We start from the raw sequence: 26,645 nt of genomic DNA on the forward strand, positions 1-26,645 counted from the left end.
ATGATCCGCTCGCTTCCCCTGTTCCTGCCGCCCCTGCTGCTGGCTTCGGCCTGCACGGTCGGGCCGGACTATCATGCGCCCGAGACCAGGGCGGCGCCCGAATGGCTGGAGGCCGGCGCGCCGGGCCAGGTCGATCTGACATGGTGGGACCGGTTCGGCGATCCGCAGCTCTCCGCGCTGGTGCGGCGGGCGGTGGCCTCCAGCCCCGATCTCAAGGAAGCGCAGGGCCGGCTCGCCGAGGCGCGGGCCAATCGCGAGGCGATCGCGGGCGGGCGGCTGCCCAGCGTGACCGCCACCGGCTCCGGAACCGAGAATGTGCTGAGCAACAACGGCCAGCTGCCGATCGGGAGCATCCCCTTTCCCGGCTTCTCGCGCGACTTCCCGCTCTTCGACCTGGGCTTCGACGCGAGCTGGGAAATCGATCTCTGGGGGCGCCGCACCCGCCAGATGCAGGGCGCGGCGGCACGCGAGCAGAGCGCGGAATTCGCCCGGCGCGACGTGATGCTGACGCTGATCGCCGAAGTGGTGCGCAGCTATATGGACCTGCGCGCCGCCCAGGCCGATACCGCCACCGCCGAGCAGCAGGCGCTTTCCAATGCCGAGCTGGCCCGCCTTACCCGCCTGCGCTTCGATGCGGGCGAGGCGTCGCGCCTCGATCTCGATCGTGCCGACGCCGCCGCTAGGGCAAGCGCGGCGGCGGTGCCCAATGCCAGGGCGCAGGCCGGGGCCGCGGCCTATCGCATCGCCACGCTCGCGGGCGTGGCGCCCGAACAGTTGGTGCCCGAGCTGCAGGCGCCCGCCGCGCTGCCGGCGAGCCCCGACGCGATCCTGGTCGGGCTCCGCTCGGAACTGCTCGAGCGCCGCCCCGATGTGCGCCGCGCCGAGCGCGACCTGGCCGCAGCCACAGCCGATATCGGCGTCGCGACCGCCGATCTCTTCCCGCGCTTCAGCCTGCTCGGCAGCATCGGCCAGCAGGCGCGCAAGCCCGGCGATCTCTTCTCCGGCGATTCCACGCGCCTCCAGATCGGGCCCAGCTTCTCCTGGCCGATCTTCCAGGGCGGCGCGATCCGCGCCCAGATCCGTGCCGCCGATGCGCGCGCCGATCAGGCGGCGGCCCGCTATGAGAAGGCAGTGCTTGGTGCGCTTTCGGACAGCGAGGCTGCGATCAACCGCTTCCTCAACGCCCGCACCGCCGCGGACGAGGCCGCCGCATCGCTCGAACGCGAGCAGGGTGCCTTCGCGCTTGCCCGGAAGCGCGCGGACCGCGGCGAGGACGATCGCCTGACGTTCGAGCGCGCGCGCCAGTCCCTCCTCTCCGCGCAGCAGCGCGACCAGCAGGCGCGCGCGGCCAAGGCGCAGGCGGCGACTGCGCTCTACAAGGCACTGGGCGGGGGCTGGAGCTGAGCGCAGCCGCGGCCAGCCCGAATCGCTAGGCGGCCGGCACGCGGATCTCGAAGCGGGTCCCGCGCTCCGCCGCCGCCAGCGCGATCGTGCCGCCATGCGAGGCGAGCAGCGAACGGGCGATCGGCAGGCCCAACCCGGTGCCGCCGGCGGCGCGGCGGCTGGTGAAGAAGGGCTCGAAGATGCGGGCGCGATCGGCGTCCGGGATGCCGGGGCCGTTGTCGGCGACGGCCAGCAGGATCTCGCTTCCCGTTTCCGTCGCGGCGATCCGCACGCGATCGGCACCGGCCTGGCGGCTGTTTTCGACCAGGCTGCCGACGATCGCTTCCAGCATCGGCCCGGGCAAGGCCGCGCCGGGCAGCGCGTCGGGCAGGTCGATCGTGACGACCAGCCCGCGATCCGCCCAGGCATCGGCGATCCGGTGCAGCGCCAGCGCGATGTCGGCCGATGCGCCGGTCTCGGCTTCGGCCATGTCGGCGCGGGCCAGTTCGAGCAGCCGGGTGACGAGCTGGGCGAGCCGGTCGGCATCGGCGCCGGCATTGGCGAGGAAGCGGCGGCGGTCGGTCTCGTTCATTTCCGCATGGTGATCCTCGAGAATCTCGATCACGCCGCGGATGCCGGCCAGGGGCGTCTTGAACTCGTGGCTCACCGCATGGGCGAAGTCGCGCAGATAGCGGGAGCGCCGGTCGATCGCGCCGGCCATGGTGGCGAAGTCGGCATATAGCGCCTGGATCTCGATCGCGGCAGTGCGCGGCACGTCGGGCACGATGCCGCCGCCGCGCGCCACGTCGCGAGTCGCCTGGCTCAGCATCTCGATCGGCCGGGCGATGCCGCGCGAGAGCAGGCCGCTCAGCACGACGAGCGTGGCGAAGATCGCGCCGATGCCGAACAATATCTTGCCGCGATCCTCATAGAGCCCGCGGAACAGCGCGCGCGGCGAGCGCGAGAGCAGCAGCACCGCGACGACCTTGCCGTTCACCAGCACCGGGCGGGCATGATGGATGCGCAGGCCCGATGCGCGGCTCAGCCATTCAAAGGCATATTCGGGATGATAGTCGCCGCGGCGGCGCAGCACGGTCTCGGGCCGTCCGCCGGCTGCCGCCGCGAGTTCGGCCAGGCCGGCCAGGCTCTTGCCGGTGTTCCTGCCGATCAGGATGCGGCCGTCGGGGGCGAGCAGCAGGATCGAGGCGAGCGTCGCGTCTCCGGTGGCGTTGACCAGCGGGGCGAGCCGGCCGGCGGCGGCCAGGGCATCGGGGGCCGCGCTTCCCGGCAGCGCGGCCGGCTCCGGGCGCTCCGGCAGCGGCCTGGTGCCGAGGTCGATGGTAGAGAGTGGCCCGCCCGCGATCCCGCTCGAGGTGCGGTGCGGCTCGCGCACCAGCTCGGGCCCGGCCGAGTTCGGCCATTCGGCGCTGGCGACGGCGGCGAGCGCGGTGCCCTGGGCGATCAGCTCCGCCTCGGTCTGGCGCACCAACGTATTCTCATAGACGCGCAGGAACAGGGCGCCGATGCCGGGCAGGGCGGCGACGAACATCAAGGTGGCGAGCAGGATCGTGCGCAGCCGCAGCCGCGGCCAGTGGCGCCGCACCGGCGCCTTGAGCGCTTCGATCAGGCTCCGGAACACGGGCCGATGCGATATCCGATGCCAGGCCGCGTCTCGATCAGGTCCTGCGCGCCGGCCTGGGCGAACTTCGCGCGCAAGTTGCGGACATGGCTGTCGATCGTCCGGTCGGTGAGCGCGAAGCCCGGGCCGCGCAGCCGATCGATCAGCGCGTCGCGGCTGAACACCTTGGAGGGCATGGCCGCCAGCGTGCGCAATATGCCGAACTCGGTGACGGTGAGCGGCACGGGGGCGCCCGCCCAGCTGGCGTCCCAACTCTCGGGGTCGAGCGCGAGCCGGCCGTGACGGATCGCTCCGGCGGCACGATCGACGGCGGGCGGGTGCGCGGCGGTGCGGCGGAGCACCGCCATCACCCGGGCCACCACTTCGCGCGGCGAGAAGGGCTTGGTGACATAGTCGTCGGCGCCCAGCTCGATGCCGAGGATCCGGTCGATCTCGTCGTCGCGCGAGGAGAGGAACAGGATGGGCAGGCCGCCCTCTGCGCGCAGTCTGCGGCAGACTTCCAGCCCGTCCATGCGCGGCATGTTGATGTCCAGCACGATCAGGTCGGGCTGGCGGCTCTCCGCGATCCGCAGCGTTTCCTCGCCATCCGCCGCCTCGATCGTCTCCAGCCCCGCCTTGGCGAGCGCGAAGACGAGCAATTGCCGGATGTGCGGATCGTCATCGGCGACGAGGATGGTGCGGGGCATGGGGCATTGGATCATCGCGAGGGTGCTCCGGTCAACGGCGGAGTGGCGTTGGCGACGGCATTGGCGATGGCGTCGCCGGTCGGCGCGGTGGCCGGGCCCGCCATTGGAGCGGGCTGCTCGGCGGCGATGGGCCGGATCGTCCCGCCGCAATCCCGTTCCGTGCCTGGCGACGCCGGAGCCGCGATGGGCGGATTGGGCCCGAGCAGGCGCCGCGCCGTCTCCAGCCGATATCGTCCGCGCCAGGTCCAGCTCCGCCAGCCCGCTTGGCGCCGCGCGAGGTCGGCCATGACCAGTCCGCGGACATGGCGCACCCGGTCGCGGAACGCGGGCGGCAGCGGCCGGCGCTCGAGCGCGACCAGGGCGAGGAGCGAGGAGGGGCCGGTTTGCGCGAGATAGCAGAGGTCCAGCTCCACTCCGCGCCCGCCCGTTTCGCGGGCATGGCGCACATTCCAGGCGGCGGCGCTCGCCTCGAGGTCGACGATGCTTGCCGCGCTCAGCACCAGGGCCGCCATCAGCGCATTGGCGTTGATCAGCCAGGCGGCGCTCCTGCCCCGGAGCATCCGCCAGCAGATCAATGCGAGCCCGATCGCCACCAGCCCCATCCAGGCGAGCGCGGCGATGCGGAAGCCGGTGAGCGAATAGGCGGCGACATAGTCGAGCGTGCGCAGGATCGAGGACGCGACGAGGAACAGGTTCTGCGCCACCCACAGCACCACCAGCCGGCGGATCGCCGGATTGGCGGCGCTGGCCGAGCCGGGCTTCAGCGCCACCAGCACGAACAGCCCGGCAAGCAGGGCGGTGGCGATCAGCGGATAGGCGCCGCGATGGGCATAGTCGGCAAGCGTCACGCCCCCGGGCAGGGGCGCGCCGCTCCACAGAAAGGCGAGGTCGAGCCCGTTCTGGATCGCGAACACCAGGTTGAACAGCAGGAGCGAAAGCAGCAGCGAGGGGGCCGGGATGCCGGGCAGGGCGATCTCCGGGCGCGGCAGGAGGGCCGCGGCGCGCGTGGCCCAGCGGGTGGGGCGCAGGCTCGGCCAGACCAGCGCCAGCAGCATGGCCCAGAACAGCAGCTCGGCGAAACCGGGCAGGCGGACCCGGGTGAACGCCTGGGCGATGATCGGGTTGGCGCTGGCGAACAGCGCGACGAACAGCGCGGTCATCGCCAGCGGCAGGGCGAGCAGGACGGCGAGCCCCGCCGGGCCATGCCCGGCGCGGCGCTGAGGCAGGCGAGCGAGGCGGATCAGGTCGAGCACGGGGGCGAGCGGCCCGCTCAGCCCGTGCGCGGCCAGGCGCAGGCTCCAGCGCCAGGCATCGTCGAACCTGCCGATGCGCGGCATCAGCGCAGCGATCGAAAGCGCGCTCCAGAACAGCACCCATCCAAGGCCGCCGGGATCCTGCGCCAGCACGATCGCGAACCCCGCCGCGATCGCCAGCGCCACCAGGCTCGGCCGCCGCCGAAGCGCCGGGCGAGTGGCGAGCAGCGCGCCGATCCAGGCAAGGGCGAAGCCGCCGATCCACGATCCCGCCGCGCCGTCGAAGAACAGCCGATCCATCGCGGCGATGATCGCGATCGCGGCGGCGACCTTGCGCAGGAAAGTGAAGCGTGCGGTGCGGGCCATGCGGGTCTCCCAGGTTCGGGAGCGTCGATGCGCCCGCACCGTCCAGCCGGAGCACAGCGGGCCAAGGAGAGGTTGTGCAGGATCGATGCAGGGCGATAGAGGCGCCCGGACCATGACTGCGCTTCCCGCCCTCGGCTTCGATTTCGGCACCACCAATTCCGTCGCGGCGCTGGCGGGCGATGGAGGGTCGGAGCTGGTGCGGCTGGCAGGGCCCGAAAGCGGCGATCCCGTCTTCCGCTCGGCGCTCTGCTTCTGGCAGGACGAGGCGGAGCGCGGCGGGCTGGGCGTCGCGGCCGGCCCCTGGGCGATCGCCGAATATCTCGACTTTCCCGAGGGCAGCCGCTTCCTCCAGTCGTTCAAGTCGGTCGCGGCGAGCGCGAGCTTCGAGCATGCCATCGTCTTCGAACGGCGGCTGCGCTTCGAGGAGCTGGGCCGCACTTTCCTGGCGCTGATGGCGGCGCGGGCCGAAGGGGCGCTGGCCGGCGGCGCGCGGCGCGTGGTGGTCGGCCGCCCCGTCGAATATGCCGGCAGCCGGCCGGATCCGGCGCTCGCCCGGCAGCGCTACGACGCGATGTTCGCCGGGTTCGGTGCCGAGGTCCATTATGTCTATGAGCCGCTGGGCGCGGCGTTCAGCTATGCAACGCGGATCGCCGAGCCGGCGACCGTGCTGGTGGCGGATTTCGGCGGCGGCACCAGCGATTTCTCGGTGGTGCGGATCGAGGCGCCGGGCGCGGTGCGGCGCTGCTCCCCGCTCGCCCATGCCGGCGTCGGCATCGCCGGCGACCGGTTCGACCAGCGCATCGTCGAGCATCTGATCCTGCCGCTGCTCGGCAAGGGCGGAAGCTATCGCTCGTTCGACAAGGTGCTGGACATTCCGGCGGGCTGGTTCGCCGATTTCTCGGACTGGTCGCGCCTGGCGCTGATGCGCAACCGCAAGACGCTCGCCGAGCTGGAGAAACTCCGGCGCGCGGCGCTCGATCCGCAGGCGATCGGGCGGATGATCGCGGTGATCGAGGGCGAGCTGGGCTATCAGCTCTATCATGCGGTCGGCGCGCTCAAGCGGGCGCTCTCCGCCGAGGAAGCCGCGCATTTCCATTTCGAGGGCGGCGACCTGGCGATCGAAGCCGATGTCACCCGTGGCGAATTCGAAGCGTGGATCGCACCCGACATGGCCCGGATCGAGGCGGCGGTGGATCGGGCGCTGGCGCTTGCCGGCATGGATGCCCAGGCGATCGACCGCGTGTTCCTGACGGGCGGCACGTCGCTCACGCCCCGCGTCCGCAGGCTGTTCGAGGCGCGTTTCGGCGGGGAAAGGATCGCGGCCGGCGGCGAGCTCACGTCGATCGCCCATGGGCTCGCGCTGATCGGCTGTCAGGAGGACGTATCCGCCTGGGCGGCTTGAGGCGCGGCCGGTCAGCGGCTTGCGGAATGCCTTATTCGCCCGTGCGAGCGGGCGCCCTTCGATCGGCGGGGAATGTTATGCGCGCCTGCCCGCCCGGAAATAGGCGGTGGGCGGTCCCGGGGAGGGGCTGGAGATCGGCAACCGGCCCGCTCATGCCGTTGCGACGATCGGTTGCAAGGTGCCGAGCCATGCGACGAGCGCCAGCACGGTCGCCGCGCAGGCGGCCTCCAGGGCCAGGCTGATCCGCAGCGCGACGACGGCGCCGCGATGGTCGTCCGCCTCGATGTGGGCGCGCAGCGCCGGCGCGAGCCGATATCGGTTCGCCGCCGCCAAGCCGAGCATCGCCGCGAACAGCGCCAGCTTGAAGAGAAGCAACTGCCCGTAGAGCGTGCCGGGCAGCGCCGCCATGTTGGAGGGGCCGACGAGCAGCAGCATGTTCACCAGTCCGCTGGCGACGATGGCCGCCACCACCAGGGTGCCGATATGGGAGAAGCCGTCCAGCGCACGGTGGGTGGCGCGGAGATGGTCGGCATCCATGCGCGCTGCCGGCCGTGCCACCAGCAGCAGATAAAGGAGCGCGCCGACCCAGGCACCGGCGGCAACGAGGTGGGCGATGTCGGCGCCCAGGTGGAGCCAGCCGATCGCGCCTTCGTCCATGGCGCCGTGCCCCGACCAGGCCAGGGTGCCGAGCGCGGTGCCGCCGCCGGTGGATGCCGCCGCGAGTGCGGCGCCGGGCCTTCCCGCGGCCAGGAACGCCGAAAGGACGAGGAGCACCAGCCCGGCGATGCGCGCCGCCCAGGCCTTGCCCAACGGCATGTCGGTCAGGATCGTCGATATCGTCCCGGCATCCACTTGCCCGACCGGCATGCCTGCCATGGCCGCTGCGGTCACCACCAGGCCGAATGCCGACAATCCGATTCCGACGAGCCCGGTCGCGATCATGATGCCGCGCAGGGGCAGCGCCGCGCGCGTGCCGGCGACGCACAACGCGAAGAAGGGCACGCCGAACGCCGCCGCCAGGTCGAGATAGAGCGCGAGCCTGATGGCGACGTCGAGCGCGTCCATGCTCACTTCACCTTGAACGTGTAGCTGCCCTGCACCCGGTGCGTGTCGTTGGAGACGGCATGCCAGTCGAGCTTGTAGGCGCCGCGGGGCAATGGCTTCGCCAGAGACACGATCATGGTCTTGCCGTCCGGCGAGAGGGCGGTGGTGAGCTGCATCTTCATTGGCGCGGACATCTTCATGCCGGGCATGTCCGTCATCACCAGGTCGACGCCCGAGAACTTGTCGACGAGCGCTTCCGAGAAGACCAGCTGCAGCCTGGCCGGCGCGGCGGCGATCGAATCGGGCGCGGGAGTGGCGGACATCAGCTTCGGATGGGCCAGCGCGGGCGTCGCCATCACGAACGCGGCGGCAGTGAGGATTCCAAGGCGCATTGTCGAAACTCCATGAGCCGGCCAGCTGCCGGCACGATCGATACGCGGGGCGGGGATCGATCCCTCATCCCGGGGCGTCCCATGTCGCGGCCGCCGGTCGCGCGTCGCCCCTGTGCCGGCACCGGCAACGGCTCTAGAATGGGCGAGGGCGCATGCGCTCGGCTGCGTATTGGAACGAAGGGAAGTGGAGCGGACAATGGAAACCGAGATCGACGCAGCGCTGCGCAGGCTGGCGGCCACGGATCATCCCGGGCTCGACGGGATGGAGGATGCAGTGCTGGCGGGCCTGAGGGCAAGGCGCGAAGCGCGTACGGGGATCCGCATGGCCGCAATCGCCGGCATCGGTGCCGTTGCGCTGGGCGCGGCGGCTGCCGGGCCCGGCACGTCGCCCGCTTCCGCGGCGGCGCCCTTTGGCGGGGCCGCTTCGCTGGCGCCGTCGACGCTGCTCCTGGCCGAGCGATGAGGCAGGCCAGGCTTGCGGCCATCGTCGCCGCCATCGCGTTTCTGGCTGCCGTCGCCGGGGTCTGGGTGGGCCGTGCGCTGATCCCGGTACAGGGGCATCAGGGCTCGGAACTCCATGCGGTGCTGCACCACCAGCTGAAGCTGGACGACGGGCAGAAGGCGCGGATCGAAGCGCTCGAACAGAGTTTCGCGGTCCGCCGCCAGGCGCTGGAGCTCGAAATGAAATCGGACAATGCCCGGCTGGCCGAAGCGATCGAAGCCGAGCATGGCATCGGCCCGCGCGTGACCGCGGCCGTCGATGCCTCGCATCGCGCGATGGGTGAGCTGCAGAAGGAAACGCTGGCGCACATCTTCGCGATGCGGGAAATCCTGCGGCCCGATCAGCAGGCCGTATTCGATCGCGCAGTGGTTCATGCGCTCACCGCCGACGCGCGGTGAGGTCCGACTATGGTTCCCTGTCCGATGGCGACCTCGCCACGCTGGCCGTGGCGGGAACCGACGCTGCCTATGCAGAGATCGTGCGCCGCCATCGCAGCCCTGTCTATCGGCTGATCCTCGGCAATGTCTCCGATGCCGACGAGGCGCTGGACCTGACCCAGGAGACATTCCTCTCGGCGCATCGGGCACTGCGCCGCTACGATCCGGCGCGGCCGATGCGCAGCTGGCTGGCGGCTATCGCCCTCAACAAATGTCGCGACTGGGGACGACGCCGGACTGTCCGCCGGTTCTTCACCTTCGCCCGCGATATCGACGACATGGCCATGGCGGTGCCGGACGATCGGCCCGATCAGGAAAGGATGGCGGGCGACCGCCAGGCGCTCGCGCGCCTTCGCCGCGCGATCGCCGATCTTCCCGCGTCGCTCCGCGAGCCGCTTGTCCTGCACGCGATCGAGGGCATGAGCCAGGCCGAAACCGCTTCGGTGCTGCAGACCACCGTAAAGGCGGTCGAGATGCGCCTCCGCCGTGCCCGCATCAGGCTGGGCGAAGCGCTGGCGCGTTGATCCGGCGGATCCGTGAGGGGTGGCCGCCGCTGCCGCGTATCGGATGGAAAGCACAACTCCCAGCACAGGGGCGATGATGACGAAGACGATCGACCGGCGGACGCTGTTGCGCGGGGCCGGGCTTGGTGCCGGCGGGCTGGCGCTTGCCGCATGGATGCCGGCCTGGGCCCAGAGCGTCTCGCCCGGCCTGACGCCCGACCTGCCGACCGTTTCCGGCGAGGACATCAGGCTCAGGATCGCCCGCCAGCGCATGGCGATCGATGGACGGCACTATCGGGCGATCGGCGTCAACGGCACGGTGCCGGCGCCGCTCATCCGCCTGCGCGAGGGGCAGCATGTCCGCCTGCACGTCGAGAACGCGCTCGACGAGGACAGCTCGATCCACTGGCACGGCCTGATCGTGCCGGCCGAGTTCGACGGCGTGCCCGGCGTTTCCTTCCCTGGAATCACGCCGCGCTCGACCTTCCGATACGATTTCCCGATCCGGCAGAACGGCACCTATTGGTATCACAGCCATTCCGGCGGACAGGAGCAGCTGGGCCTGTACGGCCCGCTGATCATCGATCCCGCCGGCCCCGATCCCGTTCGCTACGATCGCGAGCATGTGATCCTGCTGTCCGATCACAGCCGGTCCAGCCCCGAGGCGATATTCCGCAACCTGAAGGCGATGCCGGGCTATTACAATTATCAGCGCCAGACGCTGGCGGGGCTGCTGGCCGGCCGCGATCAGAAGGGCAGGGATCGCGCCGAATGGGGCAAGATGCGGATGGACCCGGCGGACATCTCCGACGTGACCGGCGCCGCCTATACCTATCTCGTCAACGGGCATGGGCCGTTCGACAACTGGACCGCGCTGTTCAAGCCGGGCGAGCGGGTGCGGCTGCGTTTCGTCAATGCCGCGGCGATGACGAGCTTCAACGTGCGCATTCCCGGGCTGCGGTTCACCATCGTCCAGGCCGATGGCCAGCATGTCGTGCCGGTCGAGGTCGACGAGTTCCAGATCGGCGTCGCCGAGACCTATGACGCGATCGTCACGCCGATGGAGGACAAGGCGTTCACGCTGGTCGGCGAGGCCATCGATCGCTCGGGCATGGCGCGCGCCACGCTGGCGCCCCGGCCCGGCATGGTGGCCGCGGTGCCGCCGCTGCGCCCGCGTCCGCTCGCGACGATGAAGGACATGGGCATGGACATGTCGTCGATGGATCATGGCGGCGGCGATGCGTCCGGCGGCATGCAGGGGATGTCGCACGGCGCGATGCCCGCCCCGCGGGGCGTCGATCCCAGCGCCGAGCGGAATGCCTCGGCCAGGCTCGGCGGTGCTGCCGCCGCGCCGCCGGGAATGGTGGGGATGGACCATTCGCGGGTGGATCCTTCGGCGACGGGCGGCGCACCGGGCGCCGACATGGCCGGCATGGACATGGGCGCCATGCGGATGCGCGACTTCTCCTATGCGCCCGAGGTGCGGAAGACGCCCGGCGTCCAGACCCTCTCGCCGATGCCGATGGACCGCACCGGAGAGCCCGGCCAGGGGCTGGAGGATGTCGGCCACCGCGTGCTGGTCTACAAGGATCTGATGGCGCTCGATCGGAACCCCGATGTCCGCGCGCCGTCGCGCAGCCTCGACATCCATCTCACCGGCAACATGGAACGCTTCATGTGGGCGTTCGACGGCGTGAAGATGTCGGACACGATGGAGCCCTTCCCGTTCGTCGAGGGCGAGCGGGTGCGGGTCAACTTGATCAACGACACGATGATGGGCCACCCCATCCACCTTCACGGGCATTTCTTCGAGCTGGTCACCGGCCATGGCGACCATGCGCCGCGCAAGCATACGGTGATCGTGCAGCCCGGCGGCAAGGTGACCTGGGACTTCACCGCCGACGCCGTGGGCGACTGGGCGTTCCACTGCCACCTGCTCTACCACATGATGGCGGGGATGATGCGGACCGTGAGCGTCCGGCCGAAGGGAGGGCCGGCATGATCCGGCGCGTCGCGATCCTCGCCGCCGGCACCGCGCTCGCGATGGGCGCGCCGGCGGCCGCGCAGGACCATTCCATGCATGGCATGCCGATGCCGAAGGCCCCCGCGAAGCCGAAGTCGGCCGCGCCGCAACAGGAGGCGAAGCCCGATCCGGACAAGCCCGCGGACGGCGGGCCGACGGACCATGGCGGAATGGATCACGGGACGATGCCCGCGATGCAGGCGGCCGGCACGGCGCTCGAGGCCGGCGATGCGCCGGCCCCGGCGCCGCCGACCGACCATTATGCCGACCGGTTCTTCCCGGCGGCCGAGATGGAACGGTCGCGCAAGGTCTCGATGCGCGAGATGGGCGGCCGGCCCCTCGGTTCGGTCCTGTTCAACCTTGCCGAGTTCCAGCCGCGCTCGGGGGGGAGCGCCTATCGCTGGGAAGGCGAGGGCTGGTTCGGCGGCGACGTCAATCGCCTGACGGTGAAGAGCGAGGGCGAGGGCCTGGTGCGCGGCGGCATCGAGAGCGCCGAGGTCCAGCTGCTCTACAGCCGCGCCGTCGATCCCTATTTCAACCTGCAGGCCGGCGTGCGGCACGATTTCCGGCCGGGCCCGGCGCGGACCTATGCCACGCTCGGCTTCGAGGGACTGGCGCCCTATATGTTCGAAGTCGAAGGAGCGGCGTTCCTGTCGACCAGGGGCGAGCTTCTCGGCCGGCTGGGCGGCTATTACGACCAGCGCATCACCCAGCGGCTGATCCTCCAGCCGCGCGCCGAGTTCAACCTCTCGGCCCAGGACATGCCGGCACAGCGCATCGGCTCCGGGCTGACCAGTGCGGAACTCGGCTTGCGGCTGCGCTACGAGATCGCGCGGCGCTTCGCCCCCTATGTCGGGCTTTCCTGGGAGGCGAAGGCGGGGCGCACCGCCGCCTATGCCCGGGCCGATGGCGAGAAGCCGTCCGCGCTCGGCCTGGTGGCAGGCGTCCGCTTCTGGTTCTGAAGCCGGCGGTTCCTTCGGGCCCTTCCGGATCGCCGGACGCGATCAGCGTGGCGCCGGATCGCCTTCCCGCTCGATATTCGGAAGCAGCGCGGTGAGGAGGCCGATCGCCGGCAGGAAGGCGCAGATCTGATACACCGTCTCGATGCTGGTGGTGTCGGCGAGCCATCCCAGCGCTGCGGCGCCGAGGCCGCCCATGCCGAAGGAGAAGCCGAAGAACAGGCCCGAGATCATGCCGACCTTGCCCGGCACCAGCTCCTGCGCGAAGACCACGATCGCCGGGAAGGCGGAAGCCAGGATCAGGCCGATCGGAAGCACCAGCACGCCGGTCCAGAACAGGCTGACATAGGGCAGCAGCAGCGTGAAGGGCAGGGCGCCGAGGATCGAGAACCAGATCACATATTTGCGTCCGAACCTGTCCCCCAGCGGTCCGCCCGCGATCGTGCCGACCGCCACTGCCGCCAGGAAGGCGAACAGATAGAGCTGGGCGCTCTGCACCGACACCTGGAAACGATGGATCAGGTAGAAGGTGAAGTAGCTCGTGAGGCTGGCGAGATAGACATATTTGGAGAAGATCAGCGCGAGCAGGATGAGGATGCCGCGTGCCGCATGCCCCTTGGGAAGCAGCTCGGCAGCGGATGCGCGGCGCCCCGCATGCAGCCGCGCCAGCCCATGATGGCGATACCAGGCGGCGACGTTCCACAGGACGGCGCCCGAAAGCAGTGCCAGCAGCGCGAAGAAGGCGAGGCTCGACTGGCCCCAGCGCACCACCACCAGTGCCGCGGCGAGCGGGCCCAGCGCCTGGCCGGCATTGCCGCCGACCTGGAACAGGGACTGGGAAAGGCCGTGGCGCTGGCCTGCCGCCATGCGCGCCACACGGGAAGATTCGGGATGGAAGACCGAGGAACCGATGCCGAGCAGCGCCGCGCCCGCCAGGACCATGCCGTAGCTGTGCGCGATCGACAGGATCGCCAGCCCCGCCAGCGAGAAGAGCGTGCCGCCGGGGAGCGCGAGCGGCGTGGGGCGCTTGTCCGCGTACAGCCCGATCAGCGGCTGCAGGATCGACGCGGTGATCTGATAGGCGAGCGTGACCAGGCCGATCTGGCCGAAGCTCAGCCCCAGATCGGTCTTGAGGTTGGGATAGATCGCCGGAAGCAGCGACTGCATCATGTCGTTCAGCAAGTGGCAGAAGCTGATCGCGACGATCACGCCGAACACCGTTCCGTTCATCTCTGCCTGCGGGGCGTCCATCGTCGCTGCACGGGTGTCGCTCATCATTCGCTCCTTGTCGGCGCGGCACTAGCCGTCCAGAAGGCGTCCCGCTTCGCTAGATGGGATAAATTATTTTGATAACGGGACAGTCAACCTATCGTGCACCCGACGATTATGAGGACGTGCCGCGCCCCGTGGTCGGCATCGGCAATGATTATCCGCCCTCGTTCGAACTTGCCGAGCACCGGCATGGCCGGGCCCAGTTCCTCTATGCGGCGAGCGGCGTCGTCGCGGTCAGCACCCCCGAAGGCGCATGGGTGGCCCCGCCCGAGCGCGCGGTGTGGATCCCAGCCGGAACCCCCCATGCGGTGCGCATGGTCGGCGCCGTCCAGACCCGCAGCGTGCTGATCGAGGCGGGCGCCTGCCCGGCGCTTGGCGGAGCGTGCCGGGTGGTGGCGGTCTCGCCGCTGCTGCGCCAGCTGCTGGTCTGCGCCGCGGAAGTGCCGGTCGAATATGACGAAGCGGGGCGCGACGGGCTGGTGATGCAATTGCTCGTGGCGGAGATCGACCGGGCACCGATCATCCCCATCCTGGTGCCGTTCCCGCGCCAGGTCGCTCTGGCGGCGCGGTGCCATGCCTTTCTCGAAGCGCCGCGTGCGAGCGCCACGATCGACGAATGGGCGGATGCGCTTGCGATGAACCGCCGCCGTTTCACTCGGCTCTTTCGCCGCGAGACGGGCATGAGCTTCACCGAATGGCGCCAGCAGGCCTGTCTCTCGGTCGCGCTGCCGCGGCTTGCCGCCGGAGAACCGGTCACCGCGGTCGCGCTGGATCTCGGCTATGAAAGCCCCGCCAATTTCTCGACCATGTTCAAGCGCGTGCTGGGGGCGCCGCCGAGCCGCTATCGGCAGTGACGTGCCCGCCGTCGCGGCGCGTCCGCGCAAGGGGCTGGCGTGCCGGGCGCACGCGGCTATGAAATCGACGAGGAGCCTGGGAGGAAGCGCGATGTGGACGAGACGATCGGTTGCGGGCGCGCTGGCGGCCACGCTGGGAGCACCCGCGCTGGCGCGCCGGGCGGAACGGAACAGGCTGTTCTTCGATTCGCTGAGCTTCCTTCCCGAGGATCTGGGCCAGATCGCCGCCGCCGGCCTGGGCGGGATGATCGCCGATGTTTCCGATCTGATCGCCACGCGCGATGCGGATGGCATTCCGCGCTACAGCCGCAACTTCGCGGCCAATGATCCGGCGATCGACAAGGCCGTCGAGCGATTGCGGCGCACGCCGTTCGCCTATCTTGCCAGCAAGGGCAGCGAGATCGGGGCCCGGCCCGGCTGCGCGGTGTTCCTGCAGTTCCAGTCGACCGAGATGATCGAGCGCGATCTCTCGCGGATCGCCCATTTCCACGAGAAGGGCCTGCGGGTCCTGCAATTCACCCACCACAACAACACCCTGTTCGCAGGCGGCGCGCTGGAGACGCGGCAGACCGGCCTGACGCCGCTCGGCATCGAAGGACTGGCCGAGATGAACAGGCTGCGGATATTGCCGGACGTGTCGCACGGCTCGGTCCCGACCATGATCGAGGCGGCGACGCGGTCGAAGACGCCGATAGCGCTGAGCCATGGCGCGGCGCGGGCGATCGTCGATCATCCGCGCTGCGCTCCCGACGAAGCGATCCGCGCGATCGCCGGGCGCGGCGGCGTGATGGGGATCTTCATGATGAGCTTCTGGCTGACCCGCCGGAATCCGCCCACGGTCGCCGACTATGTGGCCCAGATCCGCCATGTCGTGAAAGTGGGCGGCCTGGAAGCGGTCGGCGTCGCCAATGACTTTCCGATGGCCGGCCAGCCCAATCTGATCAAGCTCGGCAACGACAACGGCAAGGGCGTGCAGGAATATCTCGACTGGTGGCGCGCCCTGCGGCGCCAGGGCGTACCGGGGTTCGAATGGACGCCCGAGCACGTCGTCATCCCGGAGCTGAACCGGATCGACCGCATGGCTCGGATTTCGCAGGCGCTCGGGCAGGCCGGCTTTCGCCCGCGCGAGGTCGACAAGATCATGGGCGAAAACTGGAAACGGCTTCTGACCGACGTGCTCGGATAGAGGCACCGCCTCGATGGGCCGGCCTCTGCCCGGAAAGTCCGCTTTCGCCTGCCATTGCGGGCCCCCGATGCCGCTGGCATCAGGTTGGAATGCATCGCGCCTTTCTCCTTCTCGCCGGCCTGTTCTGGACGCTGCTGTTCGCGCTGGCCATCTTCGCCTGGTGGCGGAACGGCGCGTTCCATCCCGACCTATTTTACCTCCTTGGCATTCCGGTCGGCATGGCTTCGATCACCATGCTCGTCGGCCGGTTTGCGATAAGATCCCATGCCGGCGCCGGGATTCTGCTCGCGGCCACCGGGCTGGCAGCTTTCGCCACGCTCCTGTGGGGCAGTGTCTGGGGCGCCGATGTCTAGGCAGCGGATGTGCGCGGACGCCAGATTATCGCCATGAGCATGCCGGCCGCGCCGCAGGGGCTTCCCGGCTCCGGGAAGGCACGGCGGCGACGGTCCGGCGTGCGGAGCTATCCCTGTTAGCCCGGCTTGCGGAAACGCAGGACGAACTGATCGGTCTTGCCGCGTATCGAGGGATCGAAGACGTTCGCGGAGTGGGGATCCGCCGGATTCCGCAGGGCGCTGGATTCGCCATCGAGGACGAACCCCGCCCTGGTCACTTCGCTCTTGACCAGCGCCTCGTCGATCCGATGCATCTTGGCCATCCCGGCATCATCGAGGCCCGGCGCGCCGGCGTGATCGAGAATGACGTAGAGGCCGCCGGGCTTGAGCGCGTCGAAGACCTGCTTGTTCAGCATCGATGTTCCCGCGGCGCCCAGCCAGATATGGACATCGTGATAATTCTGCGACGTCCATACCAGATCGGCCTTCCTGGGTAGATCGAACGGCCGGTCATTGGCGACGATCTCATGGACATTGCCGCGGCCCGGCTCGCCCGACACGGGTGGCGGGAGCGGACGGCCCTTGGCCCTGTCGAGCAATATCTGGGGGGTGACGGCATAGACCGCCCCGCCCGAGCCGGCGGCTAGGCTGAACAGCCTTGTGAAATAACCCTTTCCCGGCAGGAAATCGACGATCGTCTCGCCTCCCCGCACCTTGGCGAAGGCGAGCATTTCGGCCGGCTTGCGGTCCGGATCGCGAGTCCTGTCCGTATCGGGTCGGCCCGCATCCGCAAGGATGGCCTGCCATGAAATCTGCGCCACGACGGCACAGGGAGCGAATATGGCCATGAGCGCTGCGGTTGCCAGCAGAGCATGCGGCCGCCGGCCGAGGGGAAGAATCACGGCGAGTCCTTTCATCTGGTTCCATCCCGAAGAGAGCCTGCCGGAGCGCCCGGCGCCCTCGGGTTTCGATGAACGTCCGACAGCCTTCGATCAGCGACACGGCACCGGCTTCTACGGTTGCCGCCCCGGCGCTATGATCCATCATGCCCGAGGAACCTGCAGCGGACCCGTACGACGAACCAGATCTCTCGCCACGGGTGGCCTTGTTGTCGATCGCCGGTTTCTGGTTGTTCTATTGCGCCATCGTCACGGTGCGTTCGGCGGTCATCGGGCAGGCCGGCCAGCTCGACATTCTGGCCAGGCGTCTGGCGATCATGCTCTTCAGCATGGGACTCACCTGCCTGCTCTACCTGATATTGCGCAGGATTCCGACGAGCTCGCTGCGGCGCGGCATGATCGCGGCGGGCCTGCTGGCGGCGCCGGCGGCGCTCGCCTTTTCTTCCGTCAGCTGGGTAGTGTTCGACGTCCTGAGATCCCCCTGGGCAACAACCGCGACCGGTACGGGCAGCCCGCCTTCCGGCGCGCAACGGTCCGGCCGGATGATGGTGCAGGTCGGGGGAACGAATGCCGACGACGCCGATATGGCAGTGGTCAAGATGATCGCGGACAGCGCCGTGAACAGCTATTTCTTCTTCGTCGGCTGGGCAGCGCTGTATCTGGCGCTTCGCTATGCCGCGGAAGTCGGCGCGTTGGAGCGCAAGAACGCTGCGTTCCGCGCCGCGGCGCAAGCCGCCGAGCTGCGGGCGCTGCGATATCAGGTCAACCCGCACTTCCTGTTCAACACGCTCAATTCCTTGTCTACCCTGGTCATGGCCGGGAGGCGTCCCGCCGCCGAACGGATGATCATCAATCTCTCGAGCTTCTTCCGGGCCAGCCTGGTCGGAGACCCGAGCGAGGATGTGCTGCTGACCGAGGAGATCCGGCTCCAGCGCCTGTATCTCGAGATCGAGCAGGTCAGATTTCCCGACCGGCTGCGTCTCGCCATCGATCTGCCGGACAATCTGCGCGATGCCCTCGTCCCCGGGCTGATCCTGCAGCCGCTGATCGAGAACGCCGTGAAATATGGCGTATCGCGATCGCGCCGCCCCGTTACGATCGGCATCCGTGCGAGCGCGCAGCAGGGCCTCCTGCTTCTGACGGTGCAGGACGATGGCGAGCCGGGCGCCGCCGGCAAGGGCCCCGAGGGAGGGACCGGATTGGGCTTGCGCAACGTCGCCGATCGCATCGCAGCGCGGTTCGGCGCCATGGGCTATTGCCGCGTGCGCCCGTTCGATTCCGATGGATTCCGCGTCGATCTCGCAATGCCGCTGACCTTCGATGAACATTGAGCCGACCCTGCGAACGCTGATCGTGGACGACGAGCCGCTCGCGATCGAGCGGCTGGTCATGCTTTGCTCGCACGTCCCCAATCTCTCGCTGGCCGGGACCGCATCCGATGGAGAGGTCGCGCTGCGGCTGGCAAGATCGCTGTCGCCCGACCTTGTGCTTCTCGACATCGCCATGCCGGAAGTCGACGGCATGGATGTGGCGAAGGCGCTCTGCGCCGGGGAGCGGCCGCCGGCCATCGTCTTCTGCACGGCGTTTGACGGCTTTGCCCTGGCGGCATTCGATGTTGCCGCCGTCGACTATCTTCTGAAGCCCGTGACGTCCGAGGGGCTGGTGCGGGCAGTTGCGCGCGCGCGCCGGCGGATGGCCGGCCCGGAGCGCCAGTCCATCGCCCAGTCCGATCGGATCGAGGAATTCTGGGTTCCCCATCGCTCGGAGATGGTGCGCATCGCGGCAATGGATGTCGAACGGATCGATGCGATGCGCGACTATATGTCGTTGCAGGTCGGGTCGCGCAGCTTCCTGCTGCACCGGACACTCGGCGACCTCGAGCGCCGGCTCGACCCGGCTAGGTTCATTCGCGTTCACCGCTCGACGATCGTCCGGCGGGATTTCATCGCCAGGCTGCGCCATGACGGGCTCGGTATCTGGTACGCGATGCTGGCCGATGGGGCCGAGGTCCGGGTAGGCCGCTCCTATCTGGCAGCGGTGAAGGCCCTGGCCGGCCGGTGAGCCTGCCAGAGCCTTTGAGGGCGCCGGAGCGCGTGGCCGCGCCGCGGAGCCGTCATCGCGTGCAGCTGTCCATGCCGGCCGATGCGAGACGATCTTCATGCGCGCGGGAAGCCAATGTCGCGATCCTGACGTCCGCTTCGTGCACCGCGGCGGTGCGGCAGCGCGCGCTCTCGGTCGATGGCAATATGCCGATGCGCGGATAGTCGCTGCAAACACGCTCCGCTGCCCGGCGTACCCGCGCTCGCGCCGTCCTGACGCCGGTATCGGTCGCAAGGTCGAGATCGTGGGTGGAGACCAGGATCTTGCCGGTTCCGCGCATGTCGGTGTCGGCGGCGGCAGCACCGGCGAAACCGGAGGAGCCCAGGAGGGCGAGAGACAATAGTCCCGAATATATGATACGCATCAGACCATTCCCATGCTGTTCCGTTCAATCGCCCATTCCCGAGAAGGGCGATGGCTGAAGGATATTCGATGGGGCCGGTGAAGCGTCGCGCCGTTCGATCAACCGGGGGCCCGCTTCTATCAAGCGCCGCCGCAGCCGATGAACGACAGACGGGGCTCGACGAGCGGCCCGGTGCGGCGCCCTCTCTCGAAGCGCGCAGCGAAAGGCCCAGGCCGTTTCGCAAGCAGTTGATCGCTGCGAAATATGTGACATAATAACATTACATACTCGTCAGGGAGAGGCTGTATGCGGGGATTTGCGTTGGCACTTGTCATGTCGGCCTTGCTCGGCGGCTGCACCGCTCCCGCCGCACCTGCCAGACAGGACACTAGCGCGATGCGGGCCTTTGCGGGCGACAAGGAACTGGCCGCGTTCATGCGCCGGATAGCCGCCAGGCAACGTGTCGCTCCGCCACCTTCGCTAGCGATGTACGACATGCCGGTGCCGGCGCCGGTGGCTGCGCCTGCCGAAGCAGCCGATGCAGTGGTGGTGACCGGCATGAAGGCGCCCGGCATCACCAACACCCAGGAAGCCGATGTCGACGAGGGAGGTATCGTCAAGGTCGCCGGCGACCACCTCGTCATCCTGCGGCGCGGGCGGCTGTTCACGGTCTCGCTTGCCGGGAACGGCATGACCCCCGTCGATCATGTCGATGCCTTTCCGCCGGGCACGTCCGGCGATGCCTGGTATGACGAGATGCTGGTGCATGACGACCGGGTGATCGTGGTGGGCTACAGCTATGAGCGCGGCGGCACCGAGATCAATCGCTTCCGGATCTCGCCGACGGGCAAGCTGCGCTACGAGGACAGCTATCACTTGCGCTCGAACGACTATTATTCGGCGAGCAACTATGCCTCGCGTCTCATCGGCGCGAAGCTGATCTTCTACACGCCGCTCCATATCGATGCGCGCAAGCCGTTCGAGGCGCTGCCGGGTCTGCAGCGCTGGTCCGGCAAGCGGGATGCGCCATTCAGCCGCACCATGCCCGCGACCCGGCTCTACGTGCCCGAGCCGCTGCGCCGCGCGCCGAGTGCCGACATGTCGACGCTGCACAGCGTCACCCAGTGCGACCTGGCCGCGCCGCGCATGACCTGCAGCGCCACCGCGGTGCTGGGTTCTTCCTCGCGCACCTTCTATGTCTCCGGGGAAGCGGTCTATGTCTGGACGGATGGAGTCCGTGCCAAGGGCGCCCGGTCCGGTTCGTTCGTCTACCGGCTGCCGCTCGATGGCTCGGCGCCGAGCGCCGCCCAGGCCTGGGGCGGGCCGGTCGACCAGTTCTCCTTCTCCGAGGACCGCACGGCGAAGCGCCTCAATGTCGTCGTGCGCGCCGACAGCGCCGGCGATGCGATGTGGCGGTCCGAGCGGACCGAAGGCGCCACGGCGCTGCTGACGCTCCCGATCCCGGGCTTTGGCGACGGTTCGCGCATCGTTCCCGCCTCCGCCTATCGCGCGCTGCCGGTCGAGAAGGACAGCTGGAACTTCCACAATCGCTTCGTCGGCAAGCACCTCCTCTACAGCGCGGGCGATTTCAACGAGCATAGCGGCGCGAAGCCCGTCTATGCGGTGCCGTTGAACGGCGGGGCGATCGTGCGGATCCCGTTGCCGCACGGCGTCGACCGGATCGACATCATCGGGGCCGACGCCGTCGCCATCGGCAACGACATGAAGGAGCGGCTTGGCTTCAGCGCGATCGAGCTGGCTGGTCCGGTGCGGCTTGGAGACACCTATTTCCTGCCGGCGGCCCATGAGGGCGAGCGCCGCAGCCAGGCCTTTTTCTTCCGACCGGACGACGATAGTCGCGATGGCGCATCGGGCATGCTGGGCCTGCCGGTCACCCGCGATCTCGGCAATTCCCCGGCGGCGCGCTTCCTGGGGTCGGGATCGGCGATCGCCTTTCTCCGGCGCGATGCGCGTCGATTCTCCCCGGCGGGAGAACTGGTCGCCAATGCCGAGCGCGCGCGCGACGATGCATGCAAGGCGTCCTGCGTGGACTGGTACGGCAATGCCCGGCCGATCTTCCTGGGCAGCCGCGTATTCGCGCTGATGGGTTACGAGCTGGTCGAGGGGCGCGTCACGGGCGGGCTCATCGGCGAGCGGGCGCGGATCGACTTTGCGCCGCATGTGGGACGATGAACGCAGTCGCCCGAGGAAGGGCAGAAGGCACCTGCATTCGCGGCCTCCCTTGTGCGCCGACGGCGCTCTGCACGGCCAGGATCCGATCCATTCGTCCGCAACGGGGTCGCGGACCGGATTGCGGGAGCGGTCCCTGGAAATGCCCTTGATGGGATCAAAGAGTCTCGGCGGAGCGCAGCGGAAACAGTTGGAACCCGTCAGGATTCGCAAGCGCGAACGGGCGGCCGAGCCTATGCGAGGCCCTGGAACAAAACTGGCGGAGCGGGAGGGATTCGAACCCTCGATACGGTTTTGCCGTATACTCACTTTCCAGGCGAGCGCCTTCGACCACTCGGCCACCGCTCCGCATGTCCCGGAAGTTGCGTGCCCTAGCGATTGGCGGGCCCCTAGGCAAGCAGGTGGTGCCGTGGCACTCTTCGCGCCATGCTGAAGCCGATCCTAGCGCTCGCCGCGTTCGCCGCCCTTCCCGCCATCGCCCAGACCGCCGCCCCTTCGCCGGCCGATCCCGCGCCCGCGGACTGGAAGGCGATTCCCGACAACGAGATGCTGGTGATGACGCTGCAGGGCGGCCATCAGGTCTTCATCCGCCTCGCTCCGCGCTACGCCCCCGCGCATGTCGCCAACATCCGCAAGCTCGCCGAGGCGCATTGGTGGGACGGCACCAGCGTCTATCGCGTACAGGACAATTACGTGACGCAATGGGGCGGCGGCGACGACAAGACCACGCTTCCGCCCGGCGTGATCGAGAATCCGCCCGCCGAATATGAATGGCCCGGATTCGATGCCGTGCGGAGCTTCGCCTTCGCCAAGCCCGACAGCTATGCCGCGAAGACCGGCCTCAGCGCCGATGGCTGGCCGCTCGCCAATTACGGCGCGACCAGCGCGCTCGCCCATTGCTATTCGATGGTCGGCGTCGCGCGCGACCTGGCGCCTTCCACCGGCAGCGGTGCCGAACTGTACACGGTGATCGGCCATGCCCCGCGCCCGCTCGACCGCAACATCGCGATCGTCGGGCGCATCGTGGAGGGCATGCAATGGCTCTCCAGCCTGCCGCGCGGCACCGCCCAGCTCGGCGTCTATGCCAAGGACCAGACGCCGACGCCGATCCTCTCGGTGCGCCTCGCCAGCCAGCTGCCCGCGGACGAGCGCCCGCACTTCCAGTATCGTGCGACCGACAATCCCCGCTTTGCCGCCTGGATCAAGGCGCGCGAGAATCGGGACGGCGCCTTCTTCACCGTGCCGATGGGCGGCGTCGACCTGTGCAACGCATTGCCGGCGGTGCGCCGGGCGCCATAGACCGGCAAGGCCGTCATCCCGGCGTCCGCGCGAATGACGGGCTAGTTCCTATTTCCCCACCCAGTCGGCGACCTGGGCGGCGACTTGGTTCGCCGCCTGGTTGAGCGCCGCGGCGACCAGATCGGGCTTCACCTCGGCGAGCGGGGCGCGCGCCTCGAAGCGGCGCTTCTGGAACTTGGTGGCGTCGTCGCCCCGCACCAGCAGCGCGTCGAACTGGACGACCGCCTCGTTGCTGTCGGCATCCACGCCGAACCGGCGCAACTCGCCCGAGAGCACGGCGCCGGGATCGATCTGCGACTGGCGATAGCTCAGCACCGGCCGCCCGGTGCGCGCCGAGATGGTATCGCCGACCAGCCGCGCGAACAGGCGCGGCGGCGCTTCCACCCATTGCGCGTCCTTCACATAGGCGACGGCATTCTCGCCCGAATGGACCGGCACGCGCGTCGTCGCCAGCTCGTGCGGCACCGTCGGGAACAGCACGGTCACCGTGGTGCCCGAGGCGGGCGTCTGCACGTCGCCAGGCTTGATCTGCTCGGCGGCCTCGAGCGTGAGGAACGGCACCTTGGGCGGCTTGCCGCCAAAGGAGACGCAGCCGGAGAGCGTGGCGGCGAACGGGGCGGCCAGCAGGAGCAGGGCGAGCTTCTTCATCGCGGGCCTCACTTGTTGGGCTTGTAGTCAGGGAGCTTCGGGCTGCCGACCAGGCTGGACGCGCCGCCCTGGTCGATCTTGTCGGCGACCGAGGACAGCGACTGCGCCATCTGGCGCAGATCCTGGATCAGCTGGCCGATCTCGGGCACGGTCTTCTTCGAGAAGGCCTGCACGCCCGGCCGGGCGTCGCCCAGCATCGCCTCGAGCGTGTCCATGCTCTTCTTGGCCGAGGCGATCGTCTGGTTGAGATTGGCGATGGTCGGCTTGACGTCGTCGGCCACCACGCCGTTGGTCGTCTTGGCCAGCTCGCCGATCTGCTCGGTGGCGGTGCCGAACTTCTGGATCGCGACGCGAGTCTCGGCCAGCGTCGCGGCGATCTCGGGCCCGCGATCGGCGAGCGCGTCGGTCAGCCGGTTGGTGTTCGCCAGGATGCCGGCGATCGAGGCCTGGTTCTTGTCGCTCATCAGCTCGGTCAGCCGCTCGGTCAGCGTGGTCAGCCGCTCGAGCAGCTTGGGCGCCGAGGAGAAGATCGCGCCGAGGCCGCCGGGCTTGGTCGGGATCACCGGCACGCCGAGCGGGCATGCCGCCTCGGGGCGTTCGTGCGGGCATTTGATCGGCGGCGCGCCCTTTACCGCCCCTTCGAGCTGCACGGTGCTGGGGCCGGTGAAGCTGCTCTGGATCGTCGCAGTGGTGCCTTCGAGGATCGGCACTTCGTTGCGCACCGCGACGCGCACCCGCACCAGCTGGGGATCGGGCTTCCAGAATTCGATCGACTTCACCTGGCCCGAAGGCACACCGGAAAACGACACTGCCGAGCCCGGATTGAGCCCGTCGACCGACTGGCGGAAGAAGATGTCGTACTCGCGCTCGTTGCCGCCGCTCAGCCGGGCGAGCCAGACGATGAACAGGGCGAGCACCGCGAGCAGGATCAGCACGACGGCGCCGACGAGCACGTGATTCGATCGAGTTTCCATCAGCCCCTGTCCTCAGCCCGATGCGCCTTGCTGCCGGCGACTGCCGCGCGCCCGCGCGGTCCGTTGAAATATTCCTGGATCCATGGGTGATCCAAGGCGAGCAGTTCGGGAATCGTCCCGACTGCGATCACTTTCCTGTCCGCCAGCACCGCGACCCGGTCGCAGATGGCGTAGAGCGTGTCGAGATCGTGCGTGATCAGGAACACGGTGAGCCCCAGCGTCTTCTGGAGCGAGGCGGTGAGCTCGTCGAACGCCGCGGCGCCGATCGGGTCGAGCCCGGCGGTGGGTTCGTCGAGGAACAACAGCTCGGGATCGAGCGCGAGCGCGCGGGCCAGGCCGGCACGCTTCTTCATGCCGCCCGAAAGCTCGGCGGGATATTTGGGCGCGGCTTCGGGCGGCAGGCCGGTCATCACTACCTTGTAGGCGCCGATCTCCTCGAGCAGCGCCTGGTCGAGCTGCGGGTAATATTCCTTGAGCGGGACCTGGACATTCTCCGACACGGTGAGGGTGGAGAACAGCGCGCCGCCCTGGAACAGGATGCCCCAGCGCCGGCGGATCGCGGTCGCCTCGGTCTCCTCGCGGCCGATGGTATTCTCGCCGAACACTTCGATCTCGCCCTCGATCGGCGTCTGCAACCCGATGATCGAGCGCATCAGCACCGATTTGCCGGTGCCCGAGCCGCCGACCACGCCCAGGATCTCGCCGCGCCGCACGTCGAGATCGAGCCCGTCATGGACGATCTGATCGCCGAATCCGGTCTTCAGGTTGCGGACACGGATGACGATGTCGTCCCGCGAGGCGGAAGGGGCGGGGGCGCTCATATCCACCCGATCTGGCTGAAGAACACGGCGAAGAAGGCGTCGAGCACGATGACCAGGAAGATCGCCTGGACCACTGCGGTGGTGGTGCGCCGGCCGACCTGCTCGGCATCGCCCTCCACCTGCATCCCCTGGAAGCAGCCGGCGATGGCGATGATCGCGCCGAACACCGGCGCCTTGATCAGCCCGACCCACAGATCGTCGAGCGGCACGACTTCGCGGATGCGCTGGACGAAGGTGATCGGCGGAATGCCGAGCTGCACCCAGCAGAGCAATCCGCCGCCGATGATTCCGATCAATGCCGAATAGAAGCCGAGCAGCGGCAGCATCGTCACCACCGCGATCGTGCGCGGTACCACCAGCGCCTCCATGGGCGAGACGCCGATCGTACGCATCGCGTCGATCTCCTCGGTCAGCTTCATCGTGCCGATCTGGGCGGCGAAGGCCGAGCCCGAGCGCCCGGCCACCATGATCGCGGTCATCAGCACGCCCAGCTCGCGCAAGGTGATGCGGCCGACCAGGTTGATCGTATAGACCTCGGCGCCGAACTGGCGGAGCTGCACCGCGCCCTGCTGCGCGATCACCACGCCGATCAGGAAGCTCATCAGCCCGATGATGCCGAGCGCCGAGACGCCGACCACTTCGAAGCGATGGACCGTCGCATGGAAGCGGAAGCGGCGCGGGTGCGTCGCGACGTTCCAGAAGGCGATCACGGTGGCGCCCATGAAGCCGAGCAGGCCGTAGAGCGTATGCATCGCGGTGAACACCGCGTCGCCGATCTCGGCGAGCAGATGGACGAAGGGACTCTCCGGCTTGGGCGGCAGCTCGATCGGATGCTCGGCGGCGACGACCTGGTCGAACAGATGCCGGCTGGCCGGCTGGAGGCCCTCGACCGCCGCTTCCCTGTCGCGTGCGAAGCGATGGATGACCCAGGCGCCGACCGTGTCGATCCGCGCGACCTGGGACAGGTCGATCCGCGCGACCTGTCCGTCGACGCGGTCGAGCCGGTCGGGAAGGTCGCCCAGGCTGGCGAGCGACAAATTGCCGGTGAAGCGGAGCACCGCCCCGCCGCTGTCGGAATCAACCCGTTCGAAGTCGGCCAGGACGCTCATCGCCGGCACCTTTCCGCGATTCGGACTGG

At 69.0% G+C, this 26,645-nt stretch carries 26 protein-coding genes and 1 tRNA gene; 14 read left to right on the forward strand and 13 right to left on the reverse strand.

The features are described from left to right. Entirely contained in the window at positions 1–1,404 is a 1,404-nt protein-coding gene (locus BGP17_RS14080) for an efflux transporter outer membrane subunit (protein ID WP_286712436.1), read from the forward strand. Between the two features lie 25 nt (positions 1,405–1,429). On the opposite strand, the gene BGP17_RS14085 is transcribed toward BGP17_RS14080, so the two are convergent. The 3 genes from BGP17_RS14085 to BGP17_RS14095 are packed head-to-tail and all read right to left on the reverse strand — an operon-like array spanning position 1,430 to position 5,327. Next, complete coding sequence (locus tag BGP17_RS14085) at positions 1,430–3,022, reverse strand: sensor histidine kinase (RefSeq protein WP_286712437.1); 1,593 nt, start codon at positions 3,020–3,022, stop codon at positions 1,430–1,432. Further along, positions 3,007–3,708, reverse strand: a complete 702-nt coding sequence (locus BGP17_RS14090) for a response regulator transcription factor (protein WP_167299939.1) — start codon at positions 3,706–3,708, stop codon at positions 3,007–3,009. The genes BGP17_RS14085 and BGP17_RS14090 overlap by 16 nt, the downstream gene beginning before the upstream one ends. Before the next feature lie 11 nt (positions 3,709–3,719). Further along, positions 3,720–5,327: a DUF4153 domain-containing protein gene (locus tag BGP17_RS14095; protein WP_286712438.1), complete on the reverse strand. Its 1,608-nt coding sequence runs from the start codon at positions 5,325–5,327 to the stop codon at positions 3,720–3,722. 112 nt (positions 5,328–5,439) lie between these two features. On the opposite strand from BGP17_RS14095, the gene BGP17_RS14100 reads away from it, so the two are divergent. After that, complete coding sequence (locus BGP17_RS14100; protein ID WP_286712439.1) at positions 5,440–6,729, forward strand: Hsp70 family protein; 1,290 nt, start codon at positions 5,440–5,442, stop codon at positions 6,727–6,729. A 150-nt stretch (positions 6,730–6,879) separates the two neighbouring features. On the opposite strand, the gene copD is transcribed toward BGP17_RS14100, so the two are convergent. Beyond that, on the reverse strand, positions 6,880–7,794 hold the full coding sequence (gene copD / locus BGP17_RS14105; protein WP_286712440.1) for a copper homeostasis membrane protein CopD: 915 nt from the start codon (positions 7,792–7,794) through the stop codon (positions 6,880–6,882). 2 nt (positions 7,795–7,796) lie between these two features. Further along, on the reverse strand, positions 7,797–8,165 hold the full coding sequence (copC, locus tag BGP17_RS14110; RefSeq protein WP_167299935.1) for a copper homeostasis periplasmic binding protein CopC: 369 nt from the start codon (positions 8,163–8,165) through the stop codon (positions 7,797–7,799). 196 nt (positions 8,166–8,361) lie between these two features. Here copC and BGP17_RS14115 point away from each other — a divergent pair, with 196 nt between their 5' ends. From BGP17_RS14115 to BGP17_RS14135, 5 genes are all read left to right on the forward strand, one after another. Next, positions 8,362–8,628 carry a hypothetical protein gene (locus BGP17_RS14115; protein ID WP_167299934.1) on the forward strand — a complete coding sequence of 89 codons (267 nt, stop codon included), beginning with the start codon at positions 8,362–8,364 and terminating at the stop codon, positions 8,626–8,628. Next, entirely contained in the window at positions 8,625–9,065 is a 441-nt protein-coding gene (locus BGP17_RS14120) for a periplasmic heavy metal sensor (RefSeq protein ID WP_167299933.1), read from the forward strand. Before BGP17_RS14115 ends, BGP17_RS14120 begins: the two co-directional genes overlap by 4 nt. Then, on the forward strand, positions 9,062–9,628 hold the full coding sequence (locus BGP17_RS14125; RefSeq protein WP_286712441.1) for an RNA polymerase sigma factor: 567 nt from the start codon (positions 9,062–9,064) through the stop codon (positions 9,626–9,628). Before BGP17_RS14120 ends, BGP17_RS14125 begins: the two co-directional genes overlap by 4 nt. 76 nt (positions 9,629–9,704) lie before the next feature. Continuing rightward, positions 9,705–11,609: a copper resistance system multicopper oxidase gene (locus BGP17_RS14130; RefSeq protein WP_286712442.1), complete on the forward strand. Its 1,905-nt coding sequence runs from the start codon at positions 9,705–9,707 to the stop codon at positions 11,607–11,609. After that, positions 11,606–12,592 carry a copper resistance protein B gene (locus BGP17_RS14135; RefSeq protein ID WP_286712443.1) on the forward strand — a complete coding sequence of 329 codons (987 nt, stop codon included), beginning with the start codon at positions 11,606–11,608 and terminating at the stop codon, positions 12,590–12,592. Before BGP17_RS14130 ends, BGP17_RS14135 begins: the two co-directional genes overlap by 4 nt. A gap of 42 nt (positions 12,593–12,634) precedes the next feature. Here the strand turns inward: BGP17_RS14135 and BGP17_RS14140 are convergent, their stop codons facing one another. Beyond that, positions 12,635–13,864 carry an MFS transporter gene (locus BGP17_RS14140; RefSeq protein WP_167299929.1) on the reverse strand — a complete coding sequence of 410 codons (1,230 nt, stop codon included), beginning with the start codon at positions 13,862–13,864 and terminating at the stop codon, positions 12,635–12,637. Between the two features lie 119 nt (positions 13,865–13,983). On the opposite strand from BGP17_RS14140, the gene BGP17_RS14145 reads away from it, so the two are divergent. From BGP17_RS14145 to BGP17_RS14155, 3 genes are all read left to right on the forward strand, one after another. Then, positions 13,984–14,715 (forward strand): AraC family transcriptional regulator, encoded by a 732-nt coding sequence (locus BGP17_RS14145; protein WP_286712444.1) that lies wholly within the window; start codon positions 13,984–13,986, stop codon positions 14,713–14,715. Between the two features lie 91 nt (positions 14,716–14,806). Continuing rightward, on the forward strand, positions 14,807–15,901 hold the full coding sequence (locus BGP17_RS14150) for a membrane dipeptidase (protein ID WP_286712445.1): 1,095 nt from the start codon (positions 14,807–14,809) through the stop codon (positions 15,899–15,901). An 89-nt stretch (positions 15,902–15,990) separates the two neighbouring features. Beyond that, positions 15,991–16,254 carry a hypothetical protein gene (locus BGP17_RS14155; RefSeq protein ID WP_286712446.1) on the forward strand — a complete coding sequence of 88 codons (264 nt, stop codon included), beginning with the start codon at positions 15,991–15,993 and terminating at the stop codon, positions 16,252–16,254. A 116-nt stretch (positions 16,255–16,370) separates the two neighbouring features. Here BGP17_RS14155 and BGP17_RS14160 read toward each other — a convergent pair whose 3' ends face one another. After that, on the reverse strand, positions 16,371–17,081 hold the full coding sequence (locus BGP17_RS14160) for a class I SAM-dependent methyltransferase (RefSeq protein WP_286712447.1): 711 nt from the start codon (positions 17,079–17,081) through the stop codon (positions 16,371–16,373). A gap of 197 nt (positions 17,082–17,278) precedes the next feature. Between BGP17_RS14160 and BGP17_RS14165 the strand changes: the two genes are divergently transcribed. Beyond that, positions 17,279–18,463, forward strand: a complete 1,185-nt coding sequence (locus BGP17_RS14165) for a sensor histidine kinase (protein WP_286712448.1) — start codon at positions 17,279–17,281, stop codon at positions 18,461–18,463. Next, on the forward strand, positions 18,453–19,193 hold the full coding sequence (locus tag BGP17_RS14170; RefSeq protein ID WP_286712449.1) for a LytR/AlgR family response regulator transcription factor: 741 nt from the start codon (positions 18,453–18,455) through the stop codon (positions 19,191–19,193). Before BGP17_RS14165 ends, BGP17_RS14170 begins: the two co-directional genes overlap by 11 nt. 52 nt (positions 19,194–19,245) lie before the next feature. Here the strand turns inward: BGP17_RS14170 and BGP17_RS14175 are convergent, their stop codons facing one another. Next, complete coding sequence (locus BGP17_RS14175) at positions 19,246–19,596, reverse strand: UrcA family protein (RefSeq protein ID WP_286712450.1); 351 nt, start codon at positions 19,594–19,596, stop codon at positions 19,246–19,248. A 375-nt stretch (positions 19,597–19,971) separates the two neighbouring features. Between BGP17_RS14175 and BGP17_RS14180 the strand changes: the two genes are divergently transcribed. Continuing rightward, positions 19,972–21,768, forward strand: coding sequence for a beta-propeller domain-containing protein (locus BGP17_RS14180; protein WP_286712451.1), 1,797 nt, complete (start codon positions 19,972–19,974; stop codon positions 21,766–21,768). 254 nt (positions 21,769–22,022) lie between these two features. On the opposite strand, the gene BGP17_RS14185 is transcribed toward BGP17_RS14180, so the two are convergent. After that, positions 22,023–22,113: transfer RNA gene (locus BGP17_RS14185), tRNA-Ser, on the reverse strand. Positions 22,114–22,191: 78 nt separating this feature from the next. Here BGP17_RS14185 and BGP17_RS14190 point away from each other — a divergent pair. After that, positions 22,192–23,064: a peptidylprolyl isomerase gene (locus BGP17_RS14190; RefSeq protein ID WP_167299921.1), complete on the forward strand. Its 873-nt coding sequence runs from the start codon at positions 22,192–22,194 to the stop codon at positions 23,062–23,064. Positions 23,065–23,112: 48 nt separating this feature from the next. Here BGP17_RS14190 and BGP17_RS14195 read toward each other — a convergent pair whose 3' ends face one another. Genes BGP17_RS14195 through BGP17_RS14210 form a run of 4 tightly spaced genes read right to left on the reverse strand, consistent with a single transcriptional unit; the run spans position 23,113 to position 26,616 of the window. Then, positions 23,113–23,712, reverse strand: coding sequence for an ABC-type transport auxiliary lipoprotein family protein (locus BGP17_RS14195; protein ID WP_167299920.1), 600 nt, complete (start codon positions 23,710–23,712; stop codon positions 23,113–23,115). An 8-nt stretch (positions 23,713–23,720) separates the two neighbouring features. Continuing rightward, positions 23,721–24,686, reverse strand: coding sequence for an MlaD family protein (locus BGP17_RS14200; RefSeq protein ID WP_086127924.1), 966 nt, complete (start codon positions 24,684–24,686; stop codon positions 23,721–23,723). Beyond that, the gene (locus tag BGP17_RS14205; protein ID WP_167299919.1) at positions 24,686–25,507 is read right to left on the reverse strand and encodes an ABC transporter ATP-binding protein; all 822 of its coding nucleotides are present in this window, start codon (positions 25,505–25,507) and stop codon (positions 24,686–24,688) included. Before BGP17_RS14205 ends, BGP17_RS14200 begins: the two co-directional genes overlap by 1 nt. Further along, positions 25,504–26,616: an ABC transporter permease gene (locus BGP17_RS14210; RefSeq protein ID WP_167299918.1), complete on the reverse strand. Its 1,113-nt coding sequence runs from the start codon at positions 26,614–26,616 to the stop codon at positions 25,504–25,506. Before BGP17_RS14210 ends, BGP17_RS14205 begins: the two co-directional genes overlap by 4 nt. Positions 26,617–26,645 lie beyond the last annotated feature (29 nt).

The organism is Sphingomonas sp. 67-41, assembly GCF_001899725.1.
In the GTDB taxonomy this organism is placed as follows: Bacteria; Pseudomonadota; Alphaproteobacteria; order Sphingomonadales; family Sphingomonadaceae; genus Sphingomonas; species Sphingomonas leidyi.

Bases quoted from the DNA above. Each gene is read 5' to 3' on its own strand.
- BGP17_RS14210 (WP_167299918.1), bottom strand. From the start codon at position 26,616: ATGAGCGTCCTGGCCGACTTCGAACGGGTTGATTCCGACAGCGGCGGG.
- BGP17_RS14205 (WP_167299919.1), bottom strand. From the start codon at position 25,507: ATGAGCGCCCCCGCCCCTTCCGCCTCGCGGGACGACATCGTCATCCGT.
- copD (WP_286712440.1), bottom strand. From the start codon at position 7,794: ATGGACGCGCTCGACGTCGCCATCAGGCTCGCGCTCTATCTCGACCTG.
- BGP17_RS14180 (WP_286712451.1), top strand. From the start codon at position 19,972: ATGCGGGCCTTTGCGGGCGACAAGGAACTGGCCGCGTTCATGCGCCGG.
- BGP17_RS14170 (WP_286712449.1), top strand. From the start codon at position 18,453: ATGAACATTGAGCCGACCCTGCGAACGCTGATCGTGGACGACGAGCCG.
- BGP17_RS14095 (WP_286712438.1), bottom strand. From the start codon at position 5,327: ATGGCCCGCACCGCACGCTTCACTTTCCTGCGCAAGGTCGCCGCCGCG.
- BGP17_RS14135 (WP_286712443.1), top strand. From the start codon at position 11,606: ATGATCCGGCGCGTCGCGATCCTCGCCGCCGGCACCGCGCTCGCGATG.
- BGP17_RS14165 (WP_286712448.1), top strand. From the start codon at position 17,279: ATGCCCGAGGAACCTGCAGCGGACCCGTACGACGAACCAGATCTCTCG.
- BGP17_RS14190 (WP_167299921.1), top strand. From the start codon at position 22,192: ATGCTGAAGCCGATCCTAGCGCTCGCCGCGTTCGCCGCCCTTCCCGCC.
- BGP17_RS14195 (WP_167299920.1), bottom strand. From the start codon at position 23,712: ATGAAGAAGCTCGCCCTGCTCCTGCTGGCCGCCCCGTTCGCCGCCACG.
- BGP17_RS14080 (WP_286712436.1), top strand. From the start codon at position 1: ATGATCCGCTCGCTTCCCCTGTTCCTGCCGCCCCTGCTGCTGGCTTCG.
- BGP17_RS14155 (WP_286712446.1), top strand. From the start codon at position 15,991: ATGCATCGCGCCTTTCTCCTTCTCGCCGGCCTGTTCTGGACGCTGCTG.
- BGP17_RS14115 (WP_167299934.1), top strand. From the start codon at position 8,362: ATGGAAACCGAGATCGACGCAGCGCTGCGCAGGCTGGCGGCCACGGAT.
- copC (WP_167299935.1), bottom strand. From the start codon at position 8,165: ATGCGCCTTGGAATCCTCACTGCCGCCGCGTTCGTGATGGCGACGCCC.
- BGP17_RS14140 (WP_167299929.1), bottom strand. From the start codon at position 13,864: ATGAGCGACACCCGTGCAGCGACGATGGACGCCCCGCAGGCAGAGATG.
- BGP17_RS14120 (WP_167299933.1), top strand. From the start codon at position 8,625: ATGAGGCAGGCCAGGCTTGCGGCCATCGTCGCCGCCATCGCGTTTCTG.
- BGP17_RS14090 (WP_167299939.1), bottom strand. From the start codon at position 3,708: ATGCCCCGCACCATCCTCGTCGCCGATGACGATCCGCACATCCGGCAA.
- BGP17_RS14200 (WP_086127924.1), bottom strand. From the start codon at position 24,686: ATGGAAACTCGATCGAATCACGTGCTCGTCGGCGCCGTCGTGCTGATC.
- BGP17_RS14130 (WP_286712442.1), top strand. From the start codon at position 9,705: ATGACGAAGACGATCGACCGGCGGACGCTGTTGCGCGGGGCCGGGCTT.
- BGP17_RS14150 (WP_286712445.1), top strand. From the start codon at position 14,807: ATGTGGACGAGACGATCGGTTGCGGGCGCGCTGGCGGCCACGCTGGGA.
- BGP17_RS14160 (WP_286712447.1), bottom strand. From the start codon at position 17,081: ATGGCCATATTCGCTCCCTGTGCCGTCGTGGCGCAGATTTCATGGCAG.
- BGP17_RS14175 (WP_286712450.1), bottom strand. From the start codon at position 19,596: ATGCGTATCATATATTCGGGACTATTGTCTCTCGCCCTCCTGGGCTCC.
- BGP17_RS14100 (WP_286712439.1), top strand. From the start codon at position 5,440: ATGACTGCGCTTCCCGCCCTCGGCTTCGATTTCGGCACCACCAATTCC.